The 18,987-nt window shown below is 67.4% G+C and carries 17 protein-coding genes and 1 pseudogene; 13 read left to right on the plus strand and 5 right to left on the minus strand.

Going from position 1 to position 18,987, the window contains the following annotated elements; all coding sequences use genetic code 11:
* Positions 1 to 60: 60 nt before the first annotated feature.
* Positions 61 to 627, minus strand: a complete 567-nt coding sequence (locus tag ACFYPD_RS26665; protein WP_387118950.1) for a helix-turn-helix domain-containing protein — start codon at positions 625 to 627, stop codon at positions 61 to 63.
* A 491-nt stretch (positions 628 to 1,118) separates the two neighbouring features.
* Between ACFYPD_RS26665 and ACFYPD_RS26670 the strand changes: the two genes are divergently transcribed.
* Positions 1,119 to 1,778 carry an HAD family hydrolase gene (locus ACFYPD_RS26670; protein ID WP_387118953.1) on the plus strand — a complete coding sequence of 220 codons (660 nt, stop codon included), beginning with the start codon at positions 1,119 to 1,121 and terminating at the stop codon, positions 1,776 to 1,778.
* On the opposite strand, the gene ACFYPD_RS26675 is transcribed toward ACFYPD_RS26670, so the two are convergent.
* Entirely contained in the window at positions 1,775 to 3,109 is a 1,335-nt protein-coding gene (locus ACFYPD_RS26675) for a multiprotein-bridging factor 1 family protein (protein WP_387118956.1), read from the minus strand. The genes ACFYPD_RS26670 and ACFYPD_RS26675 overlap by 4 nt on opposite strands.
* Positions 3,110 to 3,653: 544 nt before the next feature.
* Between ACFYPD_RS26675 and ACFYPD_RS26680 the strand changes: the two genes are divergently transcribed.
* The 8 genes from ACFYPD_RS26680 (at position 3,654) to ACFYPD_RS26715 (ending at position 9,669) form a co-directional block, all read left to right on the plus strand.
* Entirely contained in the window at positions 3,654 to 4,391 is a 738-nt protein-coding gene (locus tag ACFYPD_RS26680; protein WP_387118958.1) for a hypothetical protein, read from the plus strand.
* Between the two features lie 134 nt (positions 4,392 to 4,525).
* Positions 4,526 to 4,894, plus strand: a complete 369-nt coding sequence (locus ACFYPD_RS26685) for a hypothetical protein (protein ID WP_387118960.1) — start codon at positions 4,526 to 4,528, stop codon at positions 4,892 to 4,894.
* 6 nt (positions 4,895 to 4,900) lie between these two features.
* Complete coding sequence (locus ACFYPD_RS26690; RefSeq protein ID WP_387118963.1) at positions 4,901 to 5,578, plus strand: class I SAM-dependent methyltransferase; 678 nt, start codon at positions 4,901 to 4,903, stop codon at positions 5,576 to 5,578.
* A gap of 282 nt (positions 5,579 to 5,860) precedes the next feature.
* Complete coding sequence (locus tag ACFYPD_RS26695; RefSeq protein ID WP_387118966.1) at positions 5,861 to 6,097, plus strand: hypothetical protein; 237 nt, start codon at positions 5,861 to 5,863, stop codon at positions 6,095 to 6,097.
* A complete protein-coding gene (locus tag ACFYPD_RS26700; protein ID WP_387118969.1) occupies positions 6,094 to 6,831 on the plus strand; it encodes a GPP34 family phosphoprotein in 738 nt (245 codons plus the stop codon). Before ACFYPD_RS26695 ends, ACFYPD_RS26700 begins: the two co-directional genes overlap by 4 nt.
* Before the next feature lie 63 nt (positions 6,832 to 6,894).
* Positions 6,895 to 8,391 carry an APC family permease gene (locus tag ACFYPD_RS26705; protein ID WP_387118972.1) on the plus strand — a complete coding sequence of 499 codons (1,497 nt, stop codon included), beginning with the start codon at positions 6,895 to 6,897 and terminating at the stop codon, positions 8,389 to 8,391.
* Positions 8,392 to 8,401: 10 nt separating this feature from the next.
* Entirely contained in the window at positions 8,402 to 9,058 is a 657-nt protein-coding gene (locus tag ACFYPD_RS26710) for a GNAT family N-acetyltransferase (protein ID WP_387118975.1), read from the plus strand.
* Positions 9,059 to 9,066: 8 nt separating this feature from the next.
* Complete coding sequence (locus ACFYPD_RS26715) at positions 9,067 to 9,669, plus strand: hypothetical protein (RefSeq protein ID WP_387118977.1); 603 nt, start codon at positions 9,067 to 9,069, stop codon at positions 9,667 to 9,669.
* Between the two features lie 258 nt (positions 9,670 to 9,927).
* Here ACFYPD_RS26715 and ACFYPD_RS26720 read toward each other — a convergent pair whose 3' ends face one another.
* Positions 9,928 to 10,482 (minus strand): hypothetical protein, encoded by a 555-nt coding sequence (locus ACFYPD_RS26720; RefSeq protein ID WP_387118980.1) that lies wholly within the window; start codon positions 10,480 to 10,482, stop codon positions 9,928 to 9,930.
* A 233-nt stretch (positions 10,483 to 10,715) separates the two neighbouring features.
* Here ACFYPD_RS26720 and ACFYPD_RS26725 point away from each other — a divergent pair, with 233 nt between their 5' ends.
* The 4 genes and pseudogenes from ACFYPD_RS26725 to ACFYPD_RS26740 form a co-directional block, all read left to right on the plus strand.
* Positions 10,716 to 10,988: a hypothetical protein gene (locus ACFYPD_RS26725; RefSeq protein WP_387118983.1), complete on the plus strand. Its 273-nt coding sequence runs from the start codon at positions 10,716 to 10,718 to the stop codon at positions 10,986 to 10,988.
* Positions 10,989 to 11,383: 395 nt separating this feature from the next.
* A complete protein-coding gene (locus ACFYPD_RS26730) occupies positions 11,384 to 12,004 on the plus strand; it encodes a hypothetical protein (protein ID WP_387118986.1) in 621 nt (206 codons plus the stop codon).
* 88 nt (positions 12,005 to 12,092) lie between these two features.
* On the plus strand, positions 12,093 to 15,368 hold the full coding sequence (locus ACFYPD_RS26735; protein ID WP_387118988.1) for a CHAT domain-containing protein: 3,276 nt from the start codon (positions 12,093 to 12,095) through the stop codon (positions 15,366 to 15,368).
* A gap of 40 nt (positions 15,369 to 15,408) precedes the next feature.
* Positions 15,409 to 15,740 (plus strand): annotated as a pseudogene (locus tag ACFYPD_RS26740) (transposase family protein); the annotation flags it as partial.
* Between the two features lie 189 nt (positions 15,741 to 15,929).
* Here the strand turns inward: ACFYPD_RS26740 and ACFYPD_RS26745 are convergent.
* A complete protein-coding gene (locus ACFYPD_RS26745) occupies positions 15,930 to 16,415 on the minus strand; it encodes a hypothetical protein (RefSeq protein WP_387119409.1) in 486 nt (161 codons plus the stop codon).
* Between the two features lie 822 nt (positions 16,416 to 17,237).
* Positions 17,238 to 18,890, minus strand: coding sequence for a hypothetical protein (locus ACFYPD_RS26750; protein WP_387118991.1), 1,653 nt, complete (start codon positions 18,888 to 18,890; stop codon positions 17,238 to 17,240).
* Positions 18,891 to 18,987: the final 97 nt, after the last annotated feature.

Genomic DNA, 18,987 nt, shown 5'->3' on the forward strand with positions numbered 1-18,987 from the left:
GCACCGCGCTCGTTGAGCCGAAGAGCGATCAGCATCCCAGCACATAAGTGACGGTCGCGATCATGCCCGGCGCTCGATCGCCTCTGAGCGGCAGGGAATGCACCTGCCAGCAGGTTGGCCAATGTGCCCCGGACGCGAGCAGCGGCGGCCACCGCCGGTCATCGGCGGCGCCGCGCCGCCACGCTCGGCGCAACCCGGAGCGCGGGTCTGCTTCCTCTGCGGAGCAAATCGGTCAGAAACCGGTGCCCGTCTGCCTTTCATTGAATGGTCTTCAAGGCTTCGGGTGACACCCTGCCTGTCACCACCGCTGGCCGAATCTGTCACCCTGCCCTGCTGATTTGTCACCCCAGAGGCGGTTCCCGTTCGCCCGCCTCCGTTGACCAGGCGGTAGACGCGGGTGGCGATTCCGGCGGCCTTGGACACCGCCAGGCGGCCGAGTTGCACCAGCTTGGTGAGGCATCGCTGCACCGTCCGCTCCGAGCAGCCGGCGTAGTTCGCGATGGTGGCGACGGAAGGCCAAGCCTTGCCTTCGTGGTTGGCGTGTGCGGCGATGGCGATAGCCACGGCCCGCTCGTTCTTCCCTAGGTCTTTCGTCGCGAGAAGAGCGTCCTTAACGGCAAGACTCATTGGCCTCGGACCTCCTACGTCCGTCGGGGCCACGGGCAGGTGTTCTGCACCAACGCGGCCGAACTCCATCTGGCATCCCGCGCCGTACCAGCGAGGGGTCTAGTGATCCACGCTCACCTATCGCTGAAGGTCAAGTCGCAGAGGAGAGGGGGACCGGTGTCATCCACCATTGGACGGACTCTAGCGGTGGGCGGAGCGGGTGCGACGACGTCAGATGGCATCGGTTGAAGCTCGACGGCAAGCGAGATCGACGTTCACACCGAAGAGTTCATGGGTTCGACGCTCAGCGTGCCGGAACCTGGGTCAGCCTGGCCCGGTGCGTTTACGCCACCTCCGGCGCGGTCGACAGGCCAACTCGACCAGGCCTGTCCGGGCGCGAAGGCCGGCGGCCATGTGGAGCGCGGGTCTCTGAAGGTCAAGACCGAGCGAAGTCCGCGTACGGAGCTGCAGCCATCCGTGTTGATCACGCTCGGCGGAACCGGCACAATCAGATGGTGATCGCGAGTGTGTTCTTCGACGTTGGAGAGACGATCGTCGACGAGTCCCGGGAGTACGGGACCTGGGCGGACTGGCTGGGTGTACCCCGGCACACTTTCTCGGCAGTCTTTGGGGCGGTGATCGCTCGCGGCCTCGACTACCGGGAGACGTTTCAGGTTTTCCGTCCAGGCTTCGATCTGACGGAGGAGCGGGAGCGCCGGGCAGCGGCTGGTCAGCCGGAGCACTTCTCGGAGGAGAATCTGTACCCGGATGCTCGGGCGTGCCTGACCGGACTGCGTGAGTTGGGCGTGCAGGTGGGCCTGGCCGGTAATCAGACGGCACGGGCCGAGACAATTCTGCGTGCCTTGGACCTGCCGGTGGATCTGATCGGCACGTCGGATGGTTGGGGTGTGGAGAAGCCGTCGGCGGCGTTCTTTGAGCGCGTTGTGGCGGAGGCGGGCTGCCCAGCCGATCGGGTGCTGTACGTCGGGGACCGGCTGGACAACGACATCCGGCCTGCGCAGGAGTCTGGGATCGCGACCGCGTTGGTCCGGCGCGGCCCGTGGGGGCACATCCTCGATGACAAGATCGTTAGCGAGCGTTGCCTGTTCCGGCTCGACTCGCTGGCTGAGCTGCCCGAGCTGGTACGCAAGCACAACGAGTCGGTGGCTTAGCAGTCGGGCAGGGCGGCTCGGCTCGCGGTGAGGGCGGCGATCCGTTCATCGAGCTGCCTGCCCTGCCGGCTGTCGCCGATTGCCGGCCGGACGGCTCGGACGCGGTCCAGGCCGGTGCCGTACCAGTCGTTGTGCAGGGCGTCCATCGCCTGGTTGAGGTAGTCGGCGGCGTGGTCTCCGTCGCCGCGTTGTGCGGACGCGAGGTCGGCGAGGATGACACTGCGTTGCTTGGCTGCCGTGGCGGCCAGGCACGTGAGCGCCCCGGTGAGCTGCTTGGTGGCCTCGGTGTAGTCGTCGGCCGCTAGGGCTGCGTAGCCGGCGAATGACTGCAGCCGACCGTCGTCGTAGAAGTCGAGCCATTCGGGCGGCGTCGGGTTGGCTTCGATCGCGGTAGCGGCGAGGTCGATCTGGTGACGGCTAGCTGTTCCAGCGCCGGCGCGGGCTTCGACCTCCGAGGCGACGCAGTGGAGCCAGGAGCGGACGGCCGGGCTGACGCCGTGCCAGGTGTGCTGGAGCGCCGCGTCGACCAGCGGTCGGGCGGCGGAAGGGTTGTGGCTGAAGGCGGGAATGAAGGCCATGTGACCGAGGACGGTGGCGGCCAGGGCGTGGTCTCCGGCTTCCCGGGTGGCGGCCAGGGCGACGTCGTAGCAGCGCTGAGCGATGGCAGGTTGGTTGAGGTCGAAGAACGCCAGCCGGGCGGTGAGGAGCGCGGATTCGGCGAGGGCGGCGGCGAGGGTGGTGCGGCTGGTGCCGCTCGCCGCGCGGACGAGCCCGGTGCCAAGCTGGGTGTGGGCGTATGCGGCCTCGTAGAGCGACCTCGCCGGGCTGGTCCAGTACAGCGCCCGCTGGCAGCGGACGATCTCGGTGTAGGCGTCTGGGTCGACGGTCTTCGTATCCGCATGCGCTGCCTGCGGGTCGAGCGACAGCAACGGAGCGACCAGGGGCAGCATGCTGGCGCCGAACAGTGCGCGTAGGACGGCTGCGCGGTCCCAGCCGGCTTCGTTCTCGTCTCCGGTGAGCATGTCCCACAACCTCCTGAACTCGTGCAGTGTCTCCGCCTGCGGGCACAGCGCCAGCTCGTCGGCGGTGAGAAGGCCGAGTTGGTTGGCTGGCTTGTCGAAGATGGCTACTAGGTGCTTGCGGTAGCGCGGGTCCGGCCACCGTTCGCCGGTCTCCCATCGCCGCACCGTGTTGGCGTTGAGCCCGGTGTCGCTTTCTCCAGCGAGTCTTATCCCCGCGCGAATGCGCTCGGCGACCTCCTCATACGACCAGCCCCGCTGGAGTCTCTCCCACGCTAGCCGTCGGTTAGGGGCATAGCGCCTTCCGGCCATCTGAGCACCTCCCGCCTTGCCTGTCCACGGCGGTCACGCTAGTCACCTCCGTTATGGCCCGTCATTGCCTGGTTGCGAGCGGACGGCTAGTGGACGGTACCGCCGGCCTCTCGCGAACGGTTCCCTGTTGACAAGCGTCGAAGCCCGCTGCTGTGCGGCAGGTCGGCTCACCGACCCATTGTCATCGACATCAGGGAATTCATGGTGGACAGATTGATCGAGTCTGGCAATCCGGCCAGGGAGTTGACTCGGCCGATTGCTGCGGCGTCCGGATCCTCGTGCCCGAGGCTGACTCCTCGTCCGCGTACCGCCATCGGGCTGCGCGGGCGAGTGATGGGCGGGTTGCTCCCAGCCGCCGCCTCGCTTTGGCGGACCTGCCCGGAATTCTGGCGGGTCCGCCAAAGCTGGCAGCCGAGGCACAAGGAGGTGAGCCACCCGCCACTCACAGCGCCGCCCTTAGCGGCGGTGCTGCCAGCCGCCTAGCTCCGCAGGCCCGCCCGACCACCGCAGACGGTCACACACCATCTTGAGAGGAACTGTCGCCATGACGGTAGCCATTGCCGACGTAATCAAGGTCGACCTGCCCGCGCCGTTCACCAGGACCTGGATGTGTATCCCCGGCATCACGGTCAACGGATCGACGTTGACGATCAAGCCTGAGGAGTTCTTCTTCCGTTACGAGAACCCGAGCTGGCTGTTGTGCGACTGGCAGCGGGTCCGCGACGAGCTGCTCCCGGCCGCGGAGAGCGAGGACCTGACGATTGAGCAGCTGGTGCTGGACTTCGTCAAGGAGCATGGCTACGCCACCACCGATCCGGCCGAGGTGCTGCGCACCGCACACGACGTCTACGCCTACATGTTCCGGGAGGAGCACCTGCAGGATCCCGGCCTGGACTTCGTGCCCGACGGGACGCTGCTGATGCTGCGCGAGTGCGGGACCCTGATGGCCCTCAACCGGGTCGAGCTGGACGGGCATATCAGCAACGTTTCCCCTGCCTGGATGCTGTGCGCCGCCGCCCGAGTGGTCTACGATCTGGACAAGGCGACCGCTGAAGTGCTCGACGAGCTGTATCACGGCACCTGGTTCAACGAGTCGCGGCGACGCGAGAGCATCCTCGCGCACGCGGCTCTCGGCGGCAGGCTGGTCCACGCCTGCCAGGGCGCTCCCAACATGTCCGGCGGCTGCGTCGTGCCCTTCGGCACCGACGTCGAAACGATGCGCTGCGAGCTGGCCGGCATGCGCGTGCCCTGGATCGAGCGGACCCTGGCCCCGCTGACCTGAGAAGAACCGGTGGCCGCGCGGCGCCTAAAGCCGCTTCATCCTGCCCGCGCAGGCCACCTCTAGCCGAACCGGTGGCCGCGCGCGGCGTCTCCCGCGCCGTGCACGACCACCCCGGGAACATCTGAGGAGTGGTCGTGGCGATTGCCAGGGACACCAGCGGCCGGGTCGTGACGGTCCGGGACATGCTCGACGGCATCAGCACCTCGCTGAAATACACCAACTACCAGCTCGACACCGCCGGCGTCGGCCATGAGCCCCACCCATGGAACTGGACCGAATCCGCCGGCCACTTCCGCAGCGTGGTCACCAAAGAGGCCGAACTCGCCGAACACATCGCCCGCACCATCGACCGCTGGGTCAAGGCCAACCCCAACGCAGACGCGGCAAACCTGGCAGCGATGCGCGCCGCCTCCAAGGACCTCAAGGCAGCGGGCCGAAGCCTTATCAACCTGGGCAAAAAGATGCGCAACGTGCAGTCCTGCCTCGACGTCACCCAGTCGTAGCGCGCCATGAATACCAGCATCTCGACGGCGATCAACCGGCACGCGTGGGACCGCCAAGCCCTCCTCGCGCTGCCCGACGACCGACCGATGACTCCCGGCCGAGTCGAGTGGACCCAGTATCCGGGCCACGGCCCAGGGATCGAGTTGTTTGGCGAGGTGAGCGGGCTGACCGTGGCCGAACTCGGCTGCGGCAACGGCGACAACCTGGCCCCGCTGGCACTACGCGCCGCTGACTGCGTCGGGGTGGATGTCGCACCGCTGCAGATCACCCGGGCGCGCACCCGCTGGGGACACCTGCCGATCCGCTTCCACTGCGCCGACGCGCGCATCTTCCTCGCCCGCACGCACCCGCTGGATATCTGCTTCTCGATCTTTGGGGCGGTCGGATTGTGCCCGCCTGACCAGCTCCTGCCGCTGATCTCACGACAACTGCGTCCCGGCGGCCGGCTGCTGTTCTCCGTGCCGCATCCGCGCTGGCTCGGCTCGCGTCGGAACATGATGCGGCTGGCGGACGGTAGCCGGGTACCCGTTGCCCGCTGGACGTCAGGACCGCAGCGCTGGAAAGCCGCCGTCACCGCGTCCGGGCTGAGATGCCTAGACGTAGCAACCATCGACAGCCCGACCGGTGAGGTCTGCTGCCTGCTCGTGAGCGCGCAGAGGGCCGGCGGAGATTCCAATGCCTGAATTTGCTGACCACGCGACATCACCGACGGTGCCCAACCGGCGCAGGGCTCAGCGCTCCGGCTTGATGACATTCAGTGGTTCCTCGGCCTCGACCTCACGCCCGACATCCCCGTTGACGTGGTCGTGCACCGGACTTCAACCAACAACGCGAAGCCCAGCGACTGGTGGCTACGGGTGCTACGGCAACGCCCTGAGTGCGAGTACATCGCTCTCGACCCAGCATCCGCCCTGGATCGAGATGGTTGGCAGAGCCTTCGCCCTACGCCGAACTGCGAGGCCGCGATGAGCCCGATCGACGACAGCTACCACCCCGCGGATGTCTTCGACTCGGCCCGCCGCACAGCGCAACAGCACGCCAACGGCCGCACCTGCTTCAACTGCACCGACAACAGGACCTGCATCCAATACGCATGGGCCCTTGACGAACTGCCCCGGCACCCCGGCGGGCGCGACGTCCTGAAGGAACTCAAGATCCCCGTCCCCATAGAAGCTCCGACTGAGGAAGGCCAGCAGCGGTGATCCCAACTCGTCCTGGCGCAGAAGATCACCGACCGGTAGGGCAGCTGCACCTGGAGCTCACACCCGCGAGGCACCGGCAGGCGCGGGGGAGTGGGCCGGATCGGCCGGCGCTGCTTGCTGATGAGTTCTTCCTGATCGCGCACGACGACCAGACCGGCCGGCCGCGTCTGCACCAGAGCGCGATCACCTCCGGGTTGGCCGCTGCGCTGCTCGGCGAGCTGGCCGCCGCCGGTCGGATCTCGTTCGACCGGGGGCACATTTACGTGCTGGACCACCGGCCGCCCACGGACGCTCTGCAACACCTCATCCTGGACCGGCTGGTCGGCGAACCTCAGCACACCGCCACGCGCACGTGGCTGTCGTATCTCGCCGCGACTGCCCATGATGAGGTGGCGCGCCGGTTGTGGCAGGCCGGCAAGGTCGAACCGCAGCAGCAGCGGCGCTTCCTCCGCACGGTCACGGTGCACGTTCCGACGGACATGAACGTCGCCGCCTGGTCGTGGGCCCGGCTGTCAACGAAGCTGCGCCAGTACGAGGAACTGGACGCGTTCGACCTTGCCTTGGCCGGTATCGCCGCGTCCTGCCGCCTGGAGCAGTTCATTCTCGACGGCGCGCCCTACGCGGTCGGCGCGCACCTGCGGCGCCTGCTGGCGGCCGCCCCGCAGCCGATGCGGGAACTCCTCGCCGACCTGGACACGACGATTGGTCACACCGTTCTGAGCCACCGCACCTGACCTCAGCTGCGAGACACCACCCCACCGCACACCCTTCAAGTCCTGAAAGGGGGCAGCTTCCCCATGCCCAGACCCCATCCTGACACCGTGTCCGCGGTGCTGGCCCGCGGCCGGCTCGGCATCCCCGCCGTGGTGTTCTTCGTCGTGGCGGCCGCCGCGCCGCTGACCGCCGTCGCCGGCGGCGCGACCACCGGGTACGCCGTCACCGGCGTGCTCGGCATCCCACTCGCGTACCTCGTGGTCGCCGCGGTGCTCGCCCTGTTCGCCGTCGGCTACGTGGCCATGTCCCGCCGGATCGTCAACGCCGGAGCGTTCTACACCTACGTCACCCGGGGCCTCGGCAGGCCGGCCGGCGTCGCCGCCGCCATGGTTGCCCTGGTCGCCTACAACAGCATGCAGATCGGTTTGTACGGCGTCTTCGGCGCGGTCGTGTCCGGGTTCCTCAACGACCGGTTCGGGATGGACACCACCTGGTGGCTGTGCGCCGTCGTCGCCTGCGGGGTGATCGCCGTGCTCGGCCTGCTGCGCATCGACCTCAACGGCAAGGTCCTGGCCGTCCTACTGATCGCCGAGTGCGCCATCGCCCTGGTCTATGACGCGGTGATGGTCGCCCGACCCGTCAACGGTCTCGGCGTCAGCTTCGACACCCTCGCCCCGAGCAACCTGATCGGCGCTGGCATCGGCGCCGCCCTCGTCACGGGCATCGCCGGTTTCGTCGGCTTCGAAGGCACCACCGTGTTCGCCGAGGAGACCAAGGACCCCAAACGCACGGTGCCCCGCGCCACGTACATCGCCGTGGCGGTCACCGGCCTGCTGTACGGGCTGTCGGCGTGGGCGATGTCCGTCGCCACCGGACCCGACCAGATCGTCGCAGCCGCCCAGACCGAGGGCACCGACCTCATCTTCAACCTCGTGGCCCCACACCTCACCTCGTCGCTGGTGACCCTCGGCCGGTGGCTGTTCATCACCTCGCTGTTCGCCGCCCTGCTGTCCTTCCACCACACGGTGGCCCGGTACGCGTTCGCGCTCGGCCGCGAACGGGTGCTCCCGAGCGTCCTCGGCCGAACCAGCCGGCGCACCGGCGCGCCGAAAGCCGGCTCCATCCTCCAGACCTCCCTCGCCGTGGCCGTGCTCACCGGGTACGTGCTGGCCGACGCCGACCCGATCGTGCACCTGTTCTTCTGGCTCACCTCCCTCGGCGCGCTCGGCGTGCTGATCCTGATGACGGCCACCTCGGTCGCCGTGCTCAGCTACTTCACCCAGACCGCCCACCACGACGGCATGTGGCGCACCGCCGTCGCGCCGTTCCTGTCCGCCCTGGCCCTCGGCGCGATCCTCGTCGTCACCGTCGAGCAGTTCGACGTCCTGCTCGGGGTCGAGCCGACCTCCCCCCTGCGGTGGATATTCCCCGCCAGCTACGCGGTCGCCGCGGCGATCGGGCTGGCGTGGGCGTTCACGCTGTGCACCGCCCGACCCGACGTCTACCAGACGATCGGCCTCGGCGCCGACAGCGCGACGGCGCCCCTACGCAAACCCGATCCCGTCCGCCAGCCCGTCTGAGGAGCCCCCAATGGTCACGACCCGCACCGATCTCACCGTCCGGCAGGCCACCGTCGACGACGTACCGGCGTTGCTGCCCGTGTTCGCGGAGGCGTTCTCCACCGGGACGGTCGCCGAGTGGGCCGTCCCGGAGCCCGCCGACCGGCTCGAGGTGTTCACTAGCTACTTCCGGTTCATGCTCGCCCTCGGCCTGCACTACGGCAGAGTCGACACCACCGACGACCTGTCCGGGGTGGCGATCTGGTACCGGCGCGATGAGACACCCTCGCCCCACCCTGACCACCTGTACGGGCTGGAGGAAGCCACCGGCCGGTACGCGCCGAAGTTCCTGCTGCTCGACGCGATGTTCGCCGCCCGCCACCCGCGTCTGCCGCACGCGTACCTCGCCTACATCGGCGTCGCCCCGGCCGTGCAAGGCCGGGGCGTCGGGTCGGCGCTGCTCGCCCACGCGCACGAGGCGCTGGACGCCGAGAACCTGCCGGCGTACCTGGAAGCCAGCAACCCCCGCAACTGCGACCTATACACCCAACACGGCTACGAGGCCGGACCGCCGATGCAGCCCACATCGTCCGGGCCACCCTTCTGGCCGATGTGGCGCGGCCAGCTCAACGGCGGCGTCCGCTCGCCGTTCCCACCGCCCAATCCCTACTACCGACGGCCGCGGTGAACGCCGCCATGACGACCTCCGTACGCCGGGCGCGCCCGGCCGACGTTCCCGCCGTCACCGCACTGCTGGTCGACGCGCTGTCCCGGGACCCGGTCGCCGAGTGGCTGGTGCCGGACGCCGACAACCGGGCGGACGTCCTGCATCGGCTCCTCGCCGTCGACGTCGACCACGCCATCGAGACCGGCCACGTCGACGTGACAGGGGACTGGTCAGCGGTCGCGGTGTGGCGGCGCCACGACCTGGACGCGCAACAATGGGCGCTCGGCGACTACCACCTGACCACGCTCGCTGGCCGGGCGGCTCCCCGCTTCGGCGAGCTGAACGCCGCGGTACGCAGCTACCGGTCCGACGCGCCGCACCACTGGCTGTCCTGGCTGGCCGTGCAACCCGGCTACGGCTGGCCGGTCGCCGACGAGCTGCTGCGCCAGCACCACCAGGTGGTCGACCGGACCGGCCACCCGGTGTACGCAGTCGTCACCACCGAGGGCGCCCGAGACCTGCTCTGCCAACACGGCTACCGCGCGGACCTTCCGCTGCACCTGTCCAGCGGACCGAGGCTCTGGCCACTGACCCGCGCCGGCTGCCCGATCCGAAGCAGCGGCACCGGCTAAACGTTCCTCCGATGAGCCCAGTCGCCCCACCGCCAGCAGCTGGGACACCAACCAACATGGGTCCGGAAGGTGTGACCACGTAGGTCCGCAGGGTGCGGACCAGCCACCCGAAACACCCTTCCGGGCCCTTCGCGCATGCGCGCCGCGGGACCATGACGGGGTGGCCGATCGCCGAGCGGAGGGCATCGTCTACCAACTGGGTGCTGTCTTTGCCTGACTCGCGGCGGGTGCCCGGGTAGCGCCAGCGGCGTGCCTCGGCTAGCCACCCTCCCCGCAGTCTCCGGCCGATTCCGGGCTCTCCTTCGGTGGGAGGGCGGCGGTCATCACGGGACTACGCCCGCCGTAGGCCTTCAGGAGGGTTTCCTTCGTGACCTGCTTCAACCCAGCCGGAGTCAGGAGCCAGGCGTCCACCGGGTCGTGGAATCTCAGGGTCAGACTGACACTGCTCTGGCTCCACAGCTTCAGGTCTTCGGAGGCTTCTGGCAGCTCGACCGTGAGGATCGAACAGGGCGGAGCGTCCACCAGGAATTCGTAGGCGCGCGTCTGCCCCTGGACCGAATCAAGCTCCGGAAGAGCGACCAAGGCCAAATTCGTGATCGGCGCGGGCGATCTGTTCTGCACCTTTAACCGAGGCGGCCCGCTCGGGCCCCACGGCGTGATCTCCCACCAGTAGGCGACTCGGGAGGCGTACCGCCGCTCGTACCGCTGGCGCTCGAGCTTGGCCAGCTGCAGCTGGGATCGGTTGATCTCCTGCTGGTCTCGATACGTGATGCCAGCGACCGCCAGCGCCCCGCCCGCGAACAGCAACGTCATCGCGCTCGTGGCCGCCTGGATGACGTCGGTGATCTTAGCGCGCTCGCGCGGCGTCGACTGGCGACGCCGGCGGCGAGCGGGAGTCGCGCGACCTCGCGGTCCTGGTCGAGCCACAGGTGCTCCCCTCATGCCTCAGCCGCCTTCGTCGCAGTCTTCCGCTGCTAACCGACAAAAGGAAGCGAATCCGCACCTCGAGGTGGGCACCCGCTTCGCTGTTCGGTCGACTATGGTCAGTGCCGCCTCCTGCAGAGGAGCACGGCGGCGGCCGCGGCGACCGTGAAGACGGCGCCTCCTGGCACGTCAGATGGTGCCGCTTCGTGGGCGGCCGCGACTGCTGCTGGTATCACGGCGGCGACTGGCACCGCGGCTCCGGGTTCGCGATCCGGCTCGTCCGCGAGGCCCAGCGGGCCGGTACCGCGCGGACGGGTGTCTGTGTCCGTACCGCCGGCCCGGAGGCACCCGGCCTCGTCCTCACCCAGTTGGTGACCCGGGTGCCGCTGAAGTAGCTCGGCGGCCTCGAAGTTGTCGATCCTTCCCGGCTCTACGTGGCAGCGGCCGGCAGGTGAGAGTCACGTAGCCGTCATCCTTCTTGCTTGCTGTTGTCTCGAGGTGATACCTGGTGTGACATGCCAGGGGAGCTTGAATGGGCAGAGGTCAGTGACCCGTCATGGGAGATCAAGTTTGTTCGAGAAGAGGATGATCGTCTGATCCGGTTCACCGGGCCCTGCCCGCGCTGTCGCCACCAGACTTCGACGGACATCCCCAAGTTGATACCAGGTATGCCTGTCCTGCGCGGTGAGGCTGAGGACTTCACGATGTTCTGCGGATGCGGCCATCCACACCCGAACCGCCCTGACGGTGACAACAGTTGCGGTGCGTACTGGCCGTTCGAGGCAGAGCTTTGAGTCTCACCCCGCGGTTACCTCGTCGCCTCAGCATCGATGACAAGCGTTGGGCGCAGCGGGCGAGTACGCTGCAGTTTCACGAGCTGGAGCATGTACGGGCGACGGCACAGCAATGGCGGACCGGCCTTGGCGGACTGACCGCGCTGCTGTCGGTCAGCTCGGTGGTCGCTGCGCCGAACCTAGCCGATCAATTGGCGGGGGGTCACCGCTTGCTTGTCGGCGCACTAGCGTTCGCCGGCCTGCTGGTGCTGCTGTATGGCACATCGGAGGCCATGCGAGGCGCCTTTGGCCTGCCGGAGGCCGCGACGGCGATGACAGGGGAGCGGCTTCGTGCGTGGGAGTCTGCGCAGGCGCGTGCCGTTGCGAGTTCTCTGCGAAAGGCGCGGGCGGCGTGCCTGGGAGGGATCCTTCTTCTGATCGCTGCGGCGGTCGCGGGATTCGTTGCGGCCCCTACCTCAGCCGGGCAGCTTGTGGAACTGGACTCCTCGGCTGGCATCTACTGCGGAAGGCTTCGCGATGGCAAGGCCGGGACGGTCAAGGTGGTGGGCCGCGATGGCTCGGTGCACATCGTCGCTTTGACGGCTGTCACGGCGATTAGGCCAACTTCGGCATGCTGAATGATGAGCTTTTGATTTGTTTTCGAGTTGACCCTTCGGGCGCCTTGGCCTATGTCTTTGGGTGGCTGGGCAGGGTAGCGTACTGACCGTGTGGCTCTCCATCGCCGGGTCAACGATCATCGTCCTGTTTTCGTGGAGGATCTTCGCGAAACGCAAGGTTCTATGGGTACTCCTGGCGGCTGCCGCGTACTACTTCCTCCAGTGGTACTTCTTGCTAGGCCCAGTCCTACATCTACTTCTGCGCCTGATCCAGATGTCATTCCGTACTGCTCGGATCGAGACCCCGCAACCGAGACTGCGGCACCGGCAGATGATCAGCCATGCGAGGACGGTCCGGCTCATCCGTCAGGGTGACCGGCTGATGCAGCGTTTCAAACCCGATGAGGCACTCGGGCGCTACCGGCGCGCGGTCGAGTCCGATCCGTCGGTGGATCTGCTGGCGACGGCGTTGGTCCGATGCTCCGCGGCGCTCGAGGCGACCGGCGATCTTCAGGAGGCCCTCGATACCGCGATGAGGGCAGAGCGCCTCGCTACGGAGCATCCGGAATTCTCATCTGCCGTCACGCCAGCCTCACGATTCCAGCAGGCCGTCGTGCTCGCCCAGATCGGGCGGCGTCAGGACTCCCTCGCACATCTCCATGCCGTGCAAACGGCGGCGGGCGTGGACCCGTGGCTGAAGGCACGAGCAACGCTCCTTCGTAGTGAGCTCCTCGTTCGAGCCGGGAAGCCCTCTGAGGCCGCCGAGATGCTTCAAGCGGCCACGGCAGCTCGGGACTTCCGCCGCTCCCGGCGCCTGGCTACCGCGTACTGGCTGGCCCTGTCGGCCGCTAGGGAGGCGGCCGGGGACTTGGACGGGGCCGAGGCGGCAGCCGATGAGGCCGTAGACGCGATTGAGTCTGATTACGTGCCTATGGGAGACGCCGCTAGCGTGGTGGTCAGTAACGTCCATCGCCTCGTGGAGGCGGAGCTTGAGCTTTCGGCTCCGCTCGTTCGGCAAGCTCAGCTACGGCTGGCGAAGGGAGACACCGAGCTTATCGAGGACAAGGTCGGCTTTCGTCACTCCAGGTCGGCCGGACGCGCGGCACTCGCCGCGGGAGACCTTCTGGGTGGTGCCCGCGCGGCCCTGCTGCTCAGCCAGGCGGCACTTCATGACCGGCGACTGGATGTGGCCGAGTGGTACAGCTCCCGCGCTCTTCTCGCCCTCGACAGGTCTCGCTATCTCCTGCGTTCTCAGGCCGACCGGTACTCTTGGACGAGCGCTACGAGCGACGCCGCGGCCGTTCTCCTTGCGGTGACCGCTGAACGTGACGACGGGGCGTTGTTGGAAATCATCGAATCGTTGCGCCTGCAGGCGCTACCCGGAACTGCAGCCGGCAACGAATACACGCCCGATGAGCTGCCACTGACGACGGCGACCGCGGTGTCAGTGGGATCAAGCCCAAGCACCACAATCGGCCGTCTCAACGCGGTAGACCGAAAAATGATCAGCATTCGCGAGACGAGTGAGAAGATCGCACAGGGATTGACTACCTGGTTCGGACTGTGGGTCTCTGCCGATCGCTTGTACTGGGGAGTGAGCGAGCCCTCCGGAGACAGCTACGGCGGGTGGGTCCCCTTCGGCGAGGATGCACCGGCCCGCGCGGTGCTTCAATCGCTTCACGATGCACTGCCAGTGCTTCGGCCAAGGGAGGCACCTCTGATCAGCGCTCGTCGGGCTGCCCAGGGACCCCTAAGCACAGCATGGGCGGCGGAGAGCAAGCTCACCCGTGAGGTGAGCGAAGCCTTCCTCCCGGCGCGACTACGCGAACACCTTCGAACCCGGCTACCAAGAGACCAGCACTGCCTGGTGGTAGCACCGCCGGCCGAACTGGCACACGTGCCCTGGGGCCTGCTGCACGTCGCCGACGACGACCGGCGAGTCATTGAGGTAGCCGACTGGACACTCGCACCTTCGGTCTCCCTACTAGATCACGTCCTGAGCCGTGAGTCATCCTGCACAACGGGGCTCGGCCTTGCTGTCCTTGATCCCACCGGCGGCGAGAAATCTGCTGATTGTCGGGAGGCACCGTTAAGAGCCGCGCAGAGGCTGAAGGCCGACATCCCCGCCGCGACGGTGCTCCTTGCCGGTCCGTGGGACATGACGGTGCCACGCGCGACGCGGAGAAACCTTTCAGATTCGCTACGTGCGCTGGAGCGCGACCGGGCGGTCTTCTTCGCCTGCCACTGCCGTCGCGCACCGGCCGGCCGGTCCTCGCAAAGCAGCCTGATGCTCAGCACGCCTGACGGCGCAAACGAGGCAACCCTTTCAGCCCAGGACTTGCTCACCGACTCCGCCACCGACCCCGCGTTTCCTCTTCCGGCCGAGGTGGTGCTCTCCACCTGCGACTCCGCTGGTGCATCGGCAGCCGCAGGCGGCGAGTGGCTGTCTATGGGGCCCGCCGTGCTCTGGGCCGGCGCCAGCGCGGTCGTCGTCTCGCTCTTCCCGGTGTTCGACAGCGACCGGCTCGACAAGTACCTTGTGCAGCGGGCCGCCGACCCCGGTCGCACGTCCGCTCTCACCGGCGACCTCCTTAGCTATCAGCGAAGATCACTCACCGCCTGGCGTAATGGCGACCGGAGTTGCGCACCGTTGTGGTGGACGGGCTATGCACCTCTCGGTCATCCATACCTTTCGCAGACGGTCTCTCAGCCTCCGGAGCACGTCCCAACCCCGACAGCTGCACGGCAGATGCCTGCGGTCAGGCTGTCGGCAGAGGCCGTGCGTTTCATCGAGCTAGCGGGATCAATCTACGAGGTGATCCGGCCTGAGGTCGTCACCACGCTCGACGTGGCAGCCGAGTGGATGAGCGATAACGACGAAGACGCATGGAACGGCACCGTCGCTGCAACCATGCAAAACCTTTTCGCCGCAGATCTGCTTGCCATCGAATTGCTACGCGACGCGATGCTCGGGCCCCTTAGGGTGCGAGAGGCACGGCGGCCCCACCCCGGAGCCCCCGCGCTTTCGCAGTCGTTAGTAGAAGCAATTGAAGAAACGAGATCGGCAGTGTTGGCGCGAGGCCGCTCAGTCATTCAGCCAGAAGACCTCGTGCTCACTCTTCTTAAGCGGCCCGGACCTGCACGCCGGCTGTTTCGGGCATTGCGATACGGGAGGAGGCCGCAGGTGGTTAACGGACTCATGATTAGCGCTGACTGGTGCAGCCCCTGCCGGTGGGTGCCGCTAGACAAGGTCGTGTTTGGCGTTAAGCCTGAGCGGTTAGCATCCATGGATGCGTTGGGACTCACGTCAACTCAACCCGAGCCCGAGGCACCTAAGCGCAGCAATCACGGATCGTTTACGTTCTCCACCGGCCGGTGGACGTAACCGTTCATTCAGAGACGTCTCGTCACTCGGTGATCGGTCCATGGTGGATCATGTCGGGGTCCAGATGATCTCGGCGGCCCGCCAGGAGCCGATCTTTCCGTTCACCGGGCTGCAGCGGGCCCAGTTCCGCAAGGCTGGTGCGGCTGGTCGCCGAGCGTGGCGGTGACGCGATCGCTGACGGTCGACCGGGCCGGCAGTGGTCTCTCGACCTCACCGATCGGGTGTTGCTGGTGGCTGCTTACTGGCGCGAACCTGACGATACGGCAGATGGGTCCGCTGTCCGGGGTGTCGCACTCCGCCGCGCATCGGGTCATCGACACCGTCGGCCCTCTGCTCGCTCTGGCGCCGGGGCGCCGGCGTCCGGTCGATCAAGGTGATCCGCCGACTCATGGTGTCCCTGACCCTCACCACCACGCCCTTTCCGGCACGTATCTGGGCCTGGTCACACTGGCGCCGTCGACGCCAACACCAAGCCCGCGTCAGCCACTACCGTCAACGCGGCTACCCGCCATAACTGCCGTTGCAGCACTAGGTCGATCTTTAGCCTGCCGTGGCATGACCCTACGACGAGGTGTATGGGAACCGGAACGATTCGAGGCCGTAGGCGCCGCCGCTGCCAGCCGGCGCCAGGTTGAACTGCCAGTAACTTGGTCGTTGCAAGTACGTCCGGGCGGCATCGAGATTCGCGTCGTCGACCACCCATGCCACAAAGATGTTCGACGGTACCCCGCCATCCACTTCTGCACCCGCGGCGATGGGCTCGTCCGGACCCCCCGACCCCATACTGAGTGACATGCCGACGCCGCAGTACTTCCGCCCATCGATCTGGGTGGTCGCGTATGGGGTGCGGCAGTCCCGACCGCGTCCAAGTGTGGCGCCGGGCCCGGCGCTGAACGGCACCGCCGACAGGTCGTAGAAGAAGCTAACCCCGTACCCCCACGCCGGAGTTGGCCGGTCGGTCAGCTGGTTCTTGACGATGATCTTGATTTCGTACCGGATCCTGGTGTATCCCGGGTCTCCCAGCTCAGTCCCGATCTCGATCGGCAACAGGGCGACCTCCAGCGGATATCTGCGCTCAGTCTTAATTACTTGCCGGTTCCCCGCCGGCGGCGCAGTGGACGGAGCAGGCACTAACGTCGATGGAGCAGGCACTGACGTCGATGGAGACGCCGGCGCAGGGTTCGTTGCGCCGTGCGAGGAATCCGTGGCGCTGGAGCAGCCCGCCAGGACAAACCCGGCCAGTAGAGCCGATGCGTAGGTGCAGGAGAATCGATGGGCCATCGTCGTATACACCATCCTCTGCGCGTGTGCCTTCCCTCGCGGATACCGCGGACTTCGACCGGGGCCATCACATCATGCAGTGCGTCCAACACGGCTGGTATCGCACGATGTGCTGCCGGCGTGCCAATGATCGCCTTGAGTGTCGGCTTGCGGTGGCGCCGTTGCAGGCCATGGCGGCGTGTGCAATAAATCGCCGGTGGGTACCAGAGGTGGACAGACAGGGGCGGCCGCATCGTTTGGCTCACCCGGTGGCGGCGCTGGCGGGTTGCTCCGTGCAGCAACGCCGGGCGGCTTGGCGGCTGCGCGTCAACCGCTTGTCCGGGCCGGACGAGCGGTGGCGGCGAGACGCAGTGGCTGCTGATGCTTCCATAGGTCGCTGTTGGCCGAACGCACGAGCGTGTACCGGGTCTCATCGGTCTTCCCTCATAGCGCGGATCGCCGCCTCGTGGCGGCGCAACCTGCCGCGGGCTGTCTACGAGGGCGCCACCCAGTAGTTCCCCTTCGCCTACCAGCGGTTCATGAGGTCGGTCTGCAGCGCCAGCGCGCGTAGCCCGAACCGGTGCTGGCGAGTAAAGAAGCCTGGTTTGCTTACCGAGTCGCGCTGTCGTATATCGACGAGGGTAGGTTTAGCCACCACGCGGCGGCGGTTCGGGTGGGCGGAGGGATGTCCGGGCGGTTGCGGATGCGCCGGAGGATGGCCTTGTTTCGGGTGATGCCGAGGCCGTAGATCAGCGCGTCCAGCGCCGATGCACTTGTTCTGCCCCTGGTGTGGTGCCAATGTCGAGCATGCAGATCGATGGCGCTCATCCAGTAGTGGTCGGAGCTGCTCCCGCCGATGTGTCCGATCGCCGAGGCCGCAGCGAGGGTGACCGGGGGCGGCAGGCCGGGCGCGACGGTGAGTCGTTCGACGAGTGGACGCTGCTTTTCGCTGCCGAGGATGCGCAGCGCCTCGATCAGGGCCCGGGCAGCCTCGCTGCCGCCGCTGCCGACCTGAGTGACAAGTTCTGCTGCTAGGGCGGCCGCTAGTGGCGCACGGTACGGCGTGCCGAACAGCAGGAGCTGTGCGTACAGACGCACGTCGAAGACTGGACTGAATATCATCTCCTCGATCAGGTCGGGCAGCAGGTTGTCCGGGAACCGCGGAGCCTCCTTGACCATGCTGGCCACGGTCGTGTTGGCGATCCGCTCCGCAAAGGCGCGCTGGGGGTTGGTCTCGGGCAGCGGGCGGAGTGCCACGGCTTGGGTGGCCGCGTGGCGCAGTCGTCGGCGGGCGTCGGACGCCAGGTCCGCCGGGATCCGCCGCAGCAGCTCGGCGGCCAGCAGCCGCGTGTCTTCGTAGTACGCGGGATCGGTGGCGAACTCGTTGACGATCGGTACCAGCCGTCGCACCTGGGGCTCGGTGAAGTGCCCGTACCGCAGCTTGCGGACGCAGGCGAGCAGGGCGCCGTACTGGGCCCGGTCGTTGGTGGGATGGACGAGTTGCTCGAGGACATGCGCGGCTGCGTCAGGGTGGGGACTGCCGTCGAGCACACTGACCGTCTCCACGAACACCTGGTTGGTGCGGTCGGCGGCGAGGCTGGCGCAGGCCGCGACCGCCGGCTGTTGGCTGAGCGGGTGGGCGAGCAGCCGGTTGAGTGCCTCGTAGCGCTGGGCCCAGGACACGCCGTCGGCCACGATCATTTCTGCCAGGAGCCGCTCCCCCAAGCGCACCCAGGTGGGGCGGGGCAGCATCACCTGACTCGCCCCGGTGAGCAGGGCCGTCAACTCGTCCCAGTCTGCCCCGGTGACCACATCGTCGGATTGCACGGCTTCCAACAGCTCGCCTATCCGGTCGACGTTGGCCGGGCCGTCCCGGTACTGCTGCCGCTGTAGCAGAGGCGCGGCTCCCGGGATCGCTGCCGAATAGCGGCAGATGGTGTCGATCAGCACGACCAGCCGGTGCGCGGGCACCTGCAGCAGTTCCTCGTACCGCCGAACAGCCAGGTAGGGCACGCGGACCTTGGCCGTCTCCCACCGGGAGATCTGGTAGACGCTCGTCCGCTCTGGCCAGCATCCTCCCTGGAAGTCGGCGGCGAACGCCGATTCCCGCCGCCACCGCTCCTCGGGGCTGTAAAGGCGGTTGACCCGGAGCAACCAGCCGAACCGGTGCTGCTGCGGCGACCAACCGGCACGCGCCGGCACCGCTCGCGGTGAACGGTATGGCCGACCGCGACCACGCCCGGAACCGCTCTGCTCGCCCATCAACCATTTATTGCACTCAGCGGGTGGACGTGCAATCAACCGGCCGAACCCCGCACGCTCACTCGATCATCTGATGGTATCTGCCGATGGGTCTGGA

Source organism: Micromonospora sp. NPDC005299, assembly GCF_042872345.1.
GTDB lineage: Bacteria > Actinomycetota > Actinomycetes > Mycobacteriales > Micromonosporaceae > Micromonospora.

Coding starts and splice junctions, on each gene's coding strand:
- ACFYPD_RS26720 (WP_387118980.1), bottom strand. CDS start 10,482: ATGACGTTGCTGTTCGCGGGCGGGGCGCTGGCGGTCGCTGGCATCACG.
- ACFYPD_RS26695 (WP_387118966.1), top strand. CDS start 5,861: ATGAGCCCGATCGACGACAGCTACCACCCCGCGGATGTCTTCGACTCG.
- ACFYPD_RS26670 (WP_387118953.1), top strand. CDS start 1,119: ATGGTGATCGCGAGTGTGTTCTTCGACGTTGGAGAGACGATCGTCGAC.
- ACFYPD_RS26690 (WP_387118963.1), top strand. CDS start 4,901: ATGAATACCAGCATCTCGACGGCGATCAACCGGCACGCGTGGGACCGC.
- ACFYPD_RS26710 (WP_387118975.1), top strand. CDS start 8,402: ATGGTCACGACCCGCACCGATCTCACCGTCCGGCAGGCCACCGTCGAC.
- ACFYPD_RS26715 (WP_387118977.1), top strand. CDS start 9,067: ATGACGACCTCCGTACGCCGGGCGCGCCCGGCCGACGTTCCCGCCGTC.
- ACFYPD_RS26675 (WP_387118956.1), bottom strand. CDS start 3,109: ATGGCCGGAAGGCGCTATGCCCCTAACCGACGGCTAGCGTGGGAGAGA.
- ACFYPD_RS26705 (WP_387118972.1), top strand. CDS start 6,895: ATGCCCAGACCCCATCCTGACACCGTGTCCGCGGTGCTGGCCCGCGGC.
- ACFYPD_RS26665 (WP_387118950.1), bottom strand. CDS start 627: ATGAGTCTTGCCGTTAAGGACGCTCTTCTCGCGACGAAAGACCTAGGG.
- ACFYPD_RS26680 (WP_387118958.1), top strand. CDS start 3,654: ATGACGGTAGCCATTGCCGACGTAATCAAGGTCGACCTGCCCGCGCCG.
- ACFYPD_RS26750 (WP_387118991.1), bottom strand. CDS start 18,890: ATGGGCGAGCAGAGCGGTTCCGGGCGTGGTCGCGGTCGGCCATACCGT.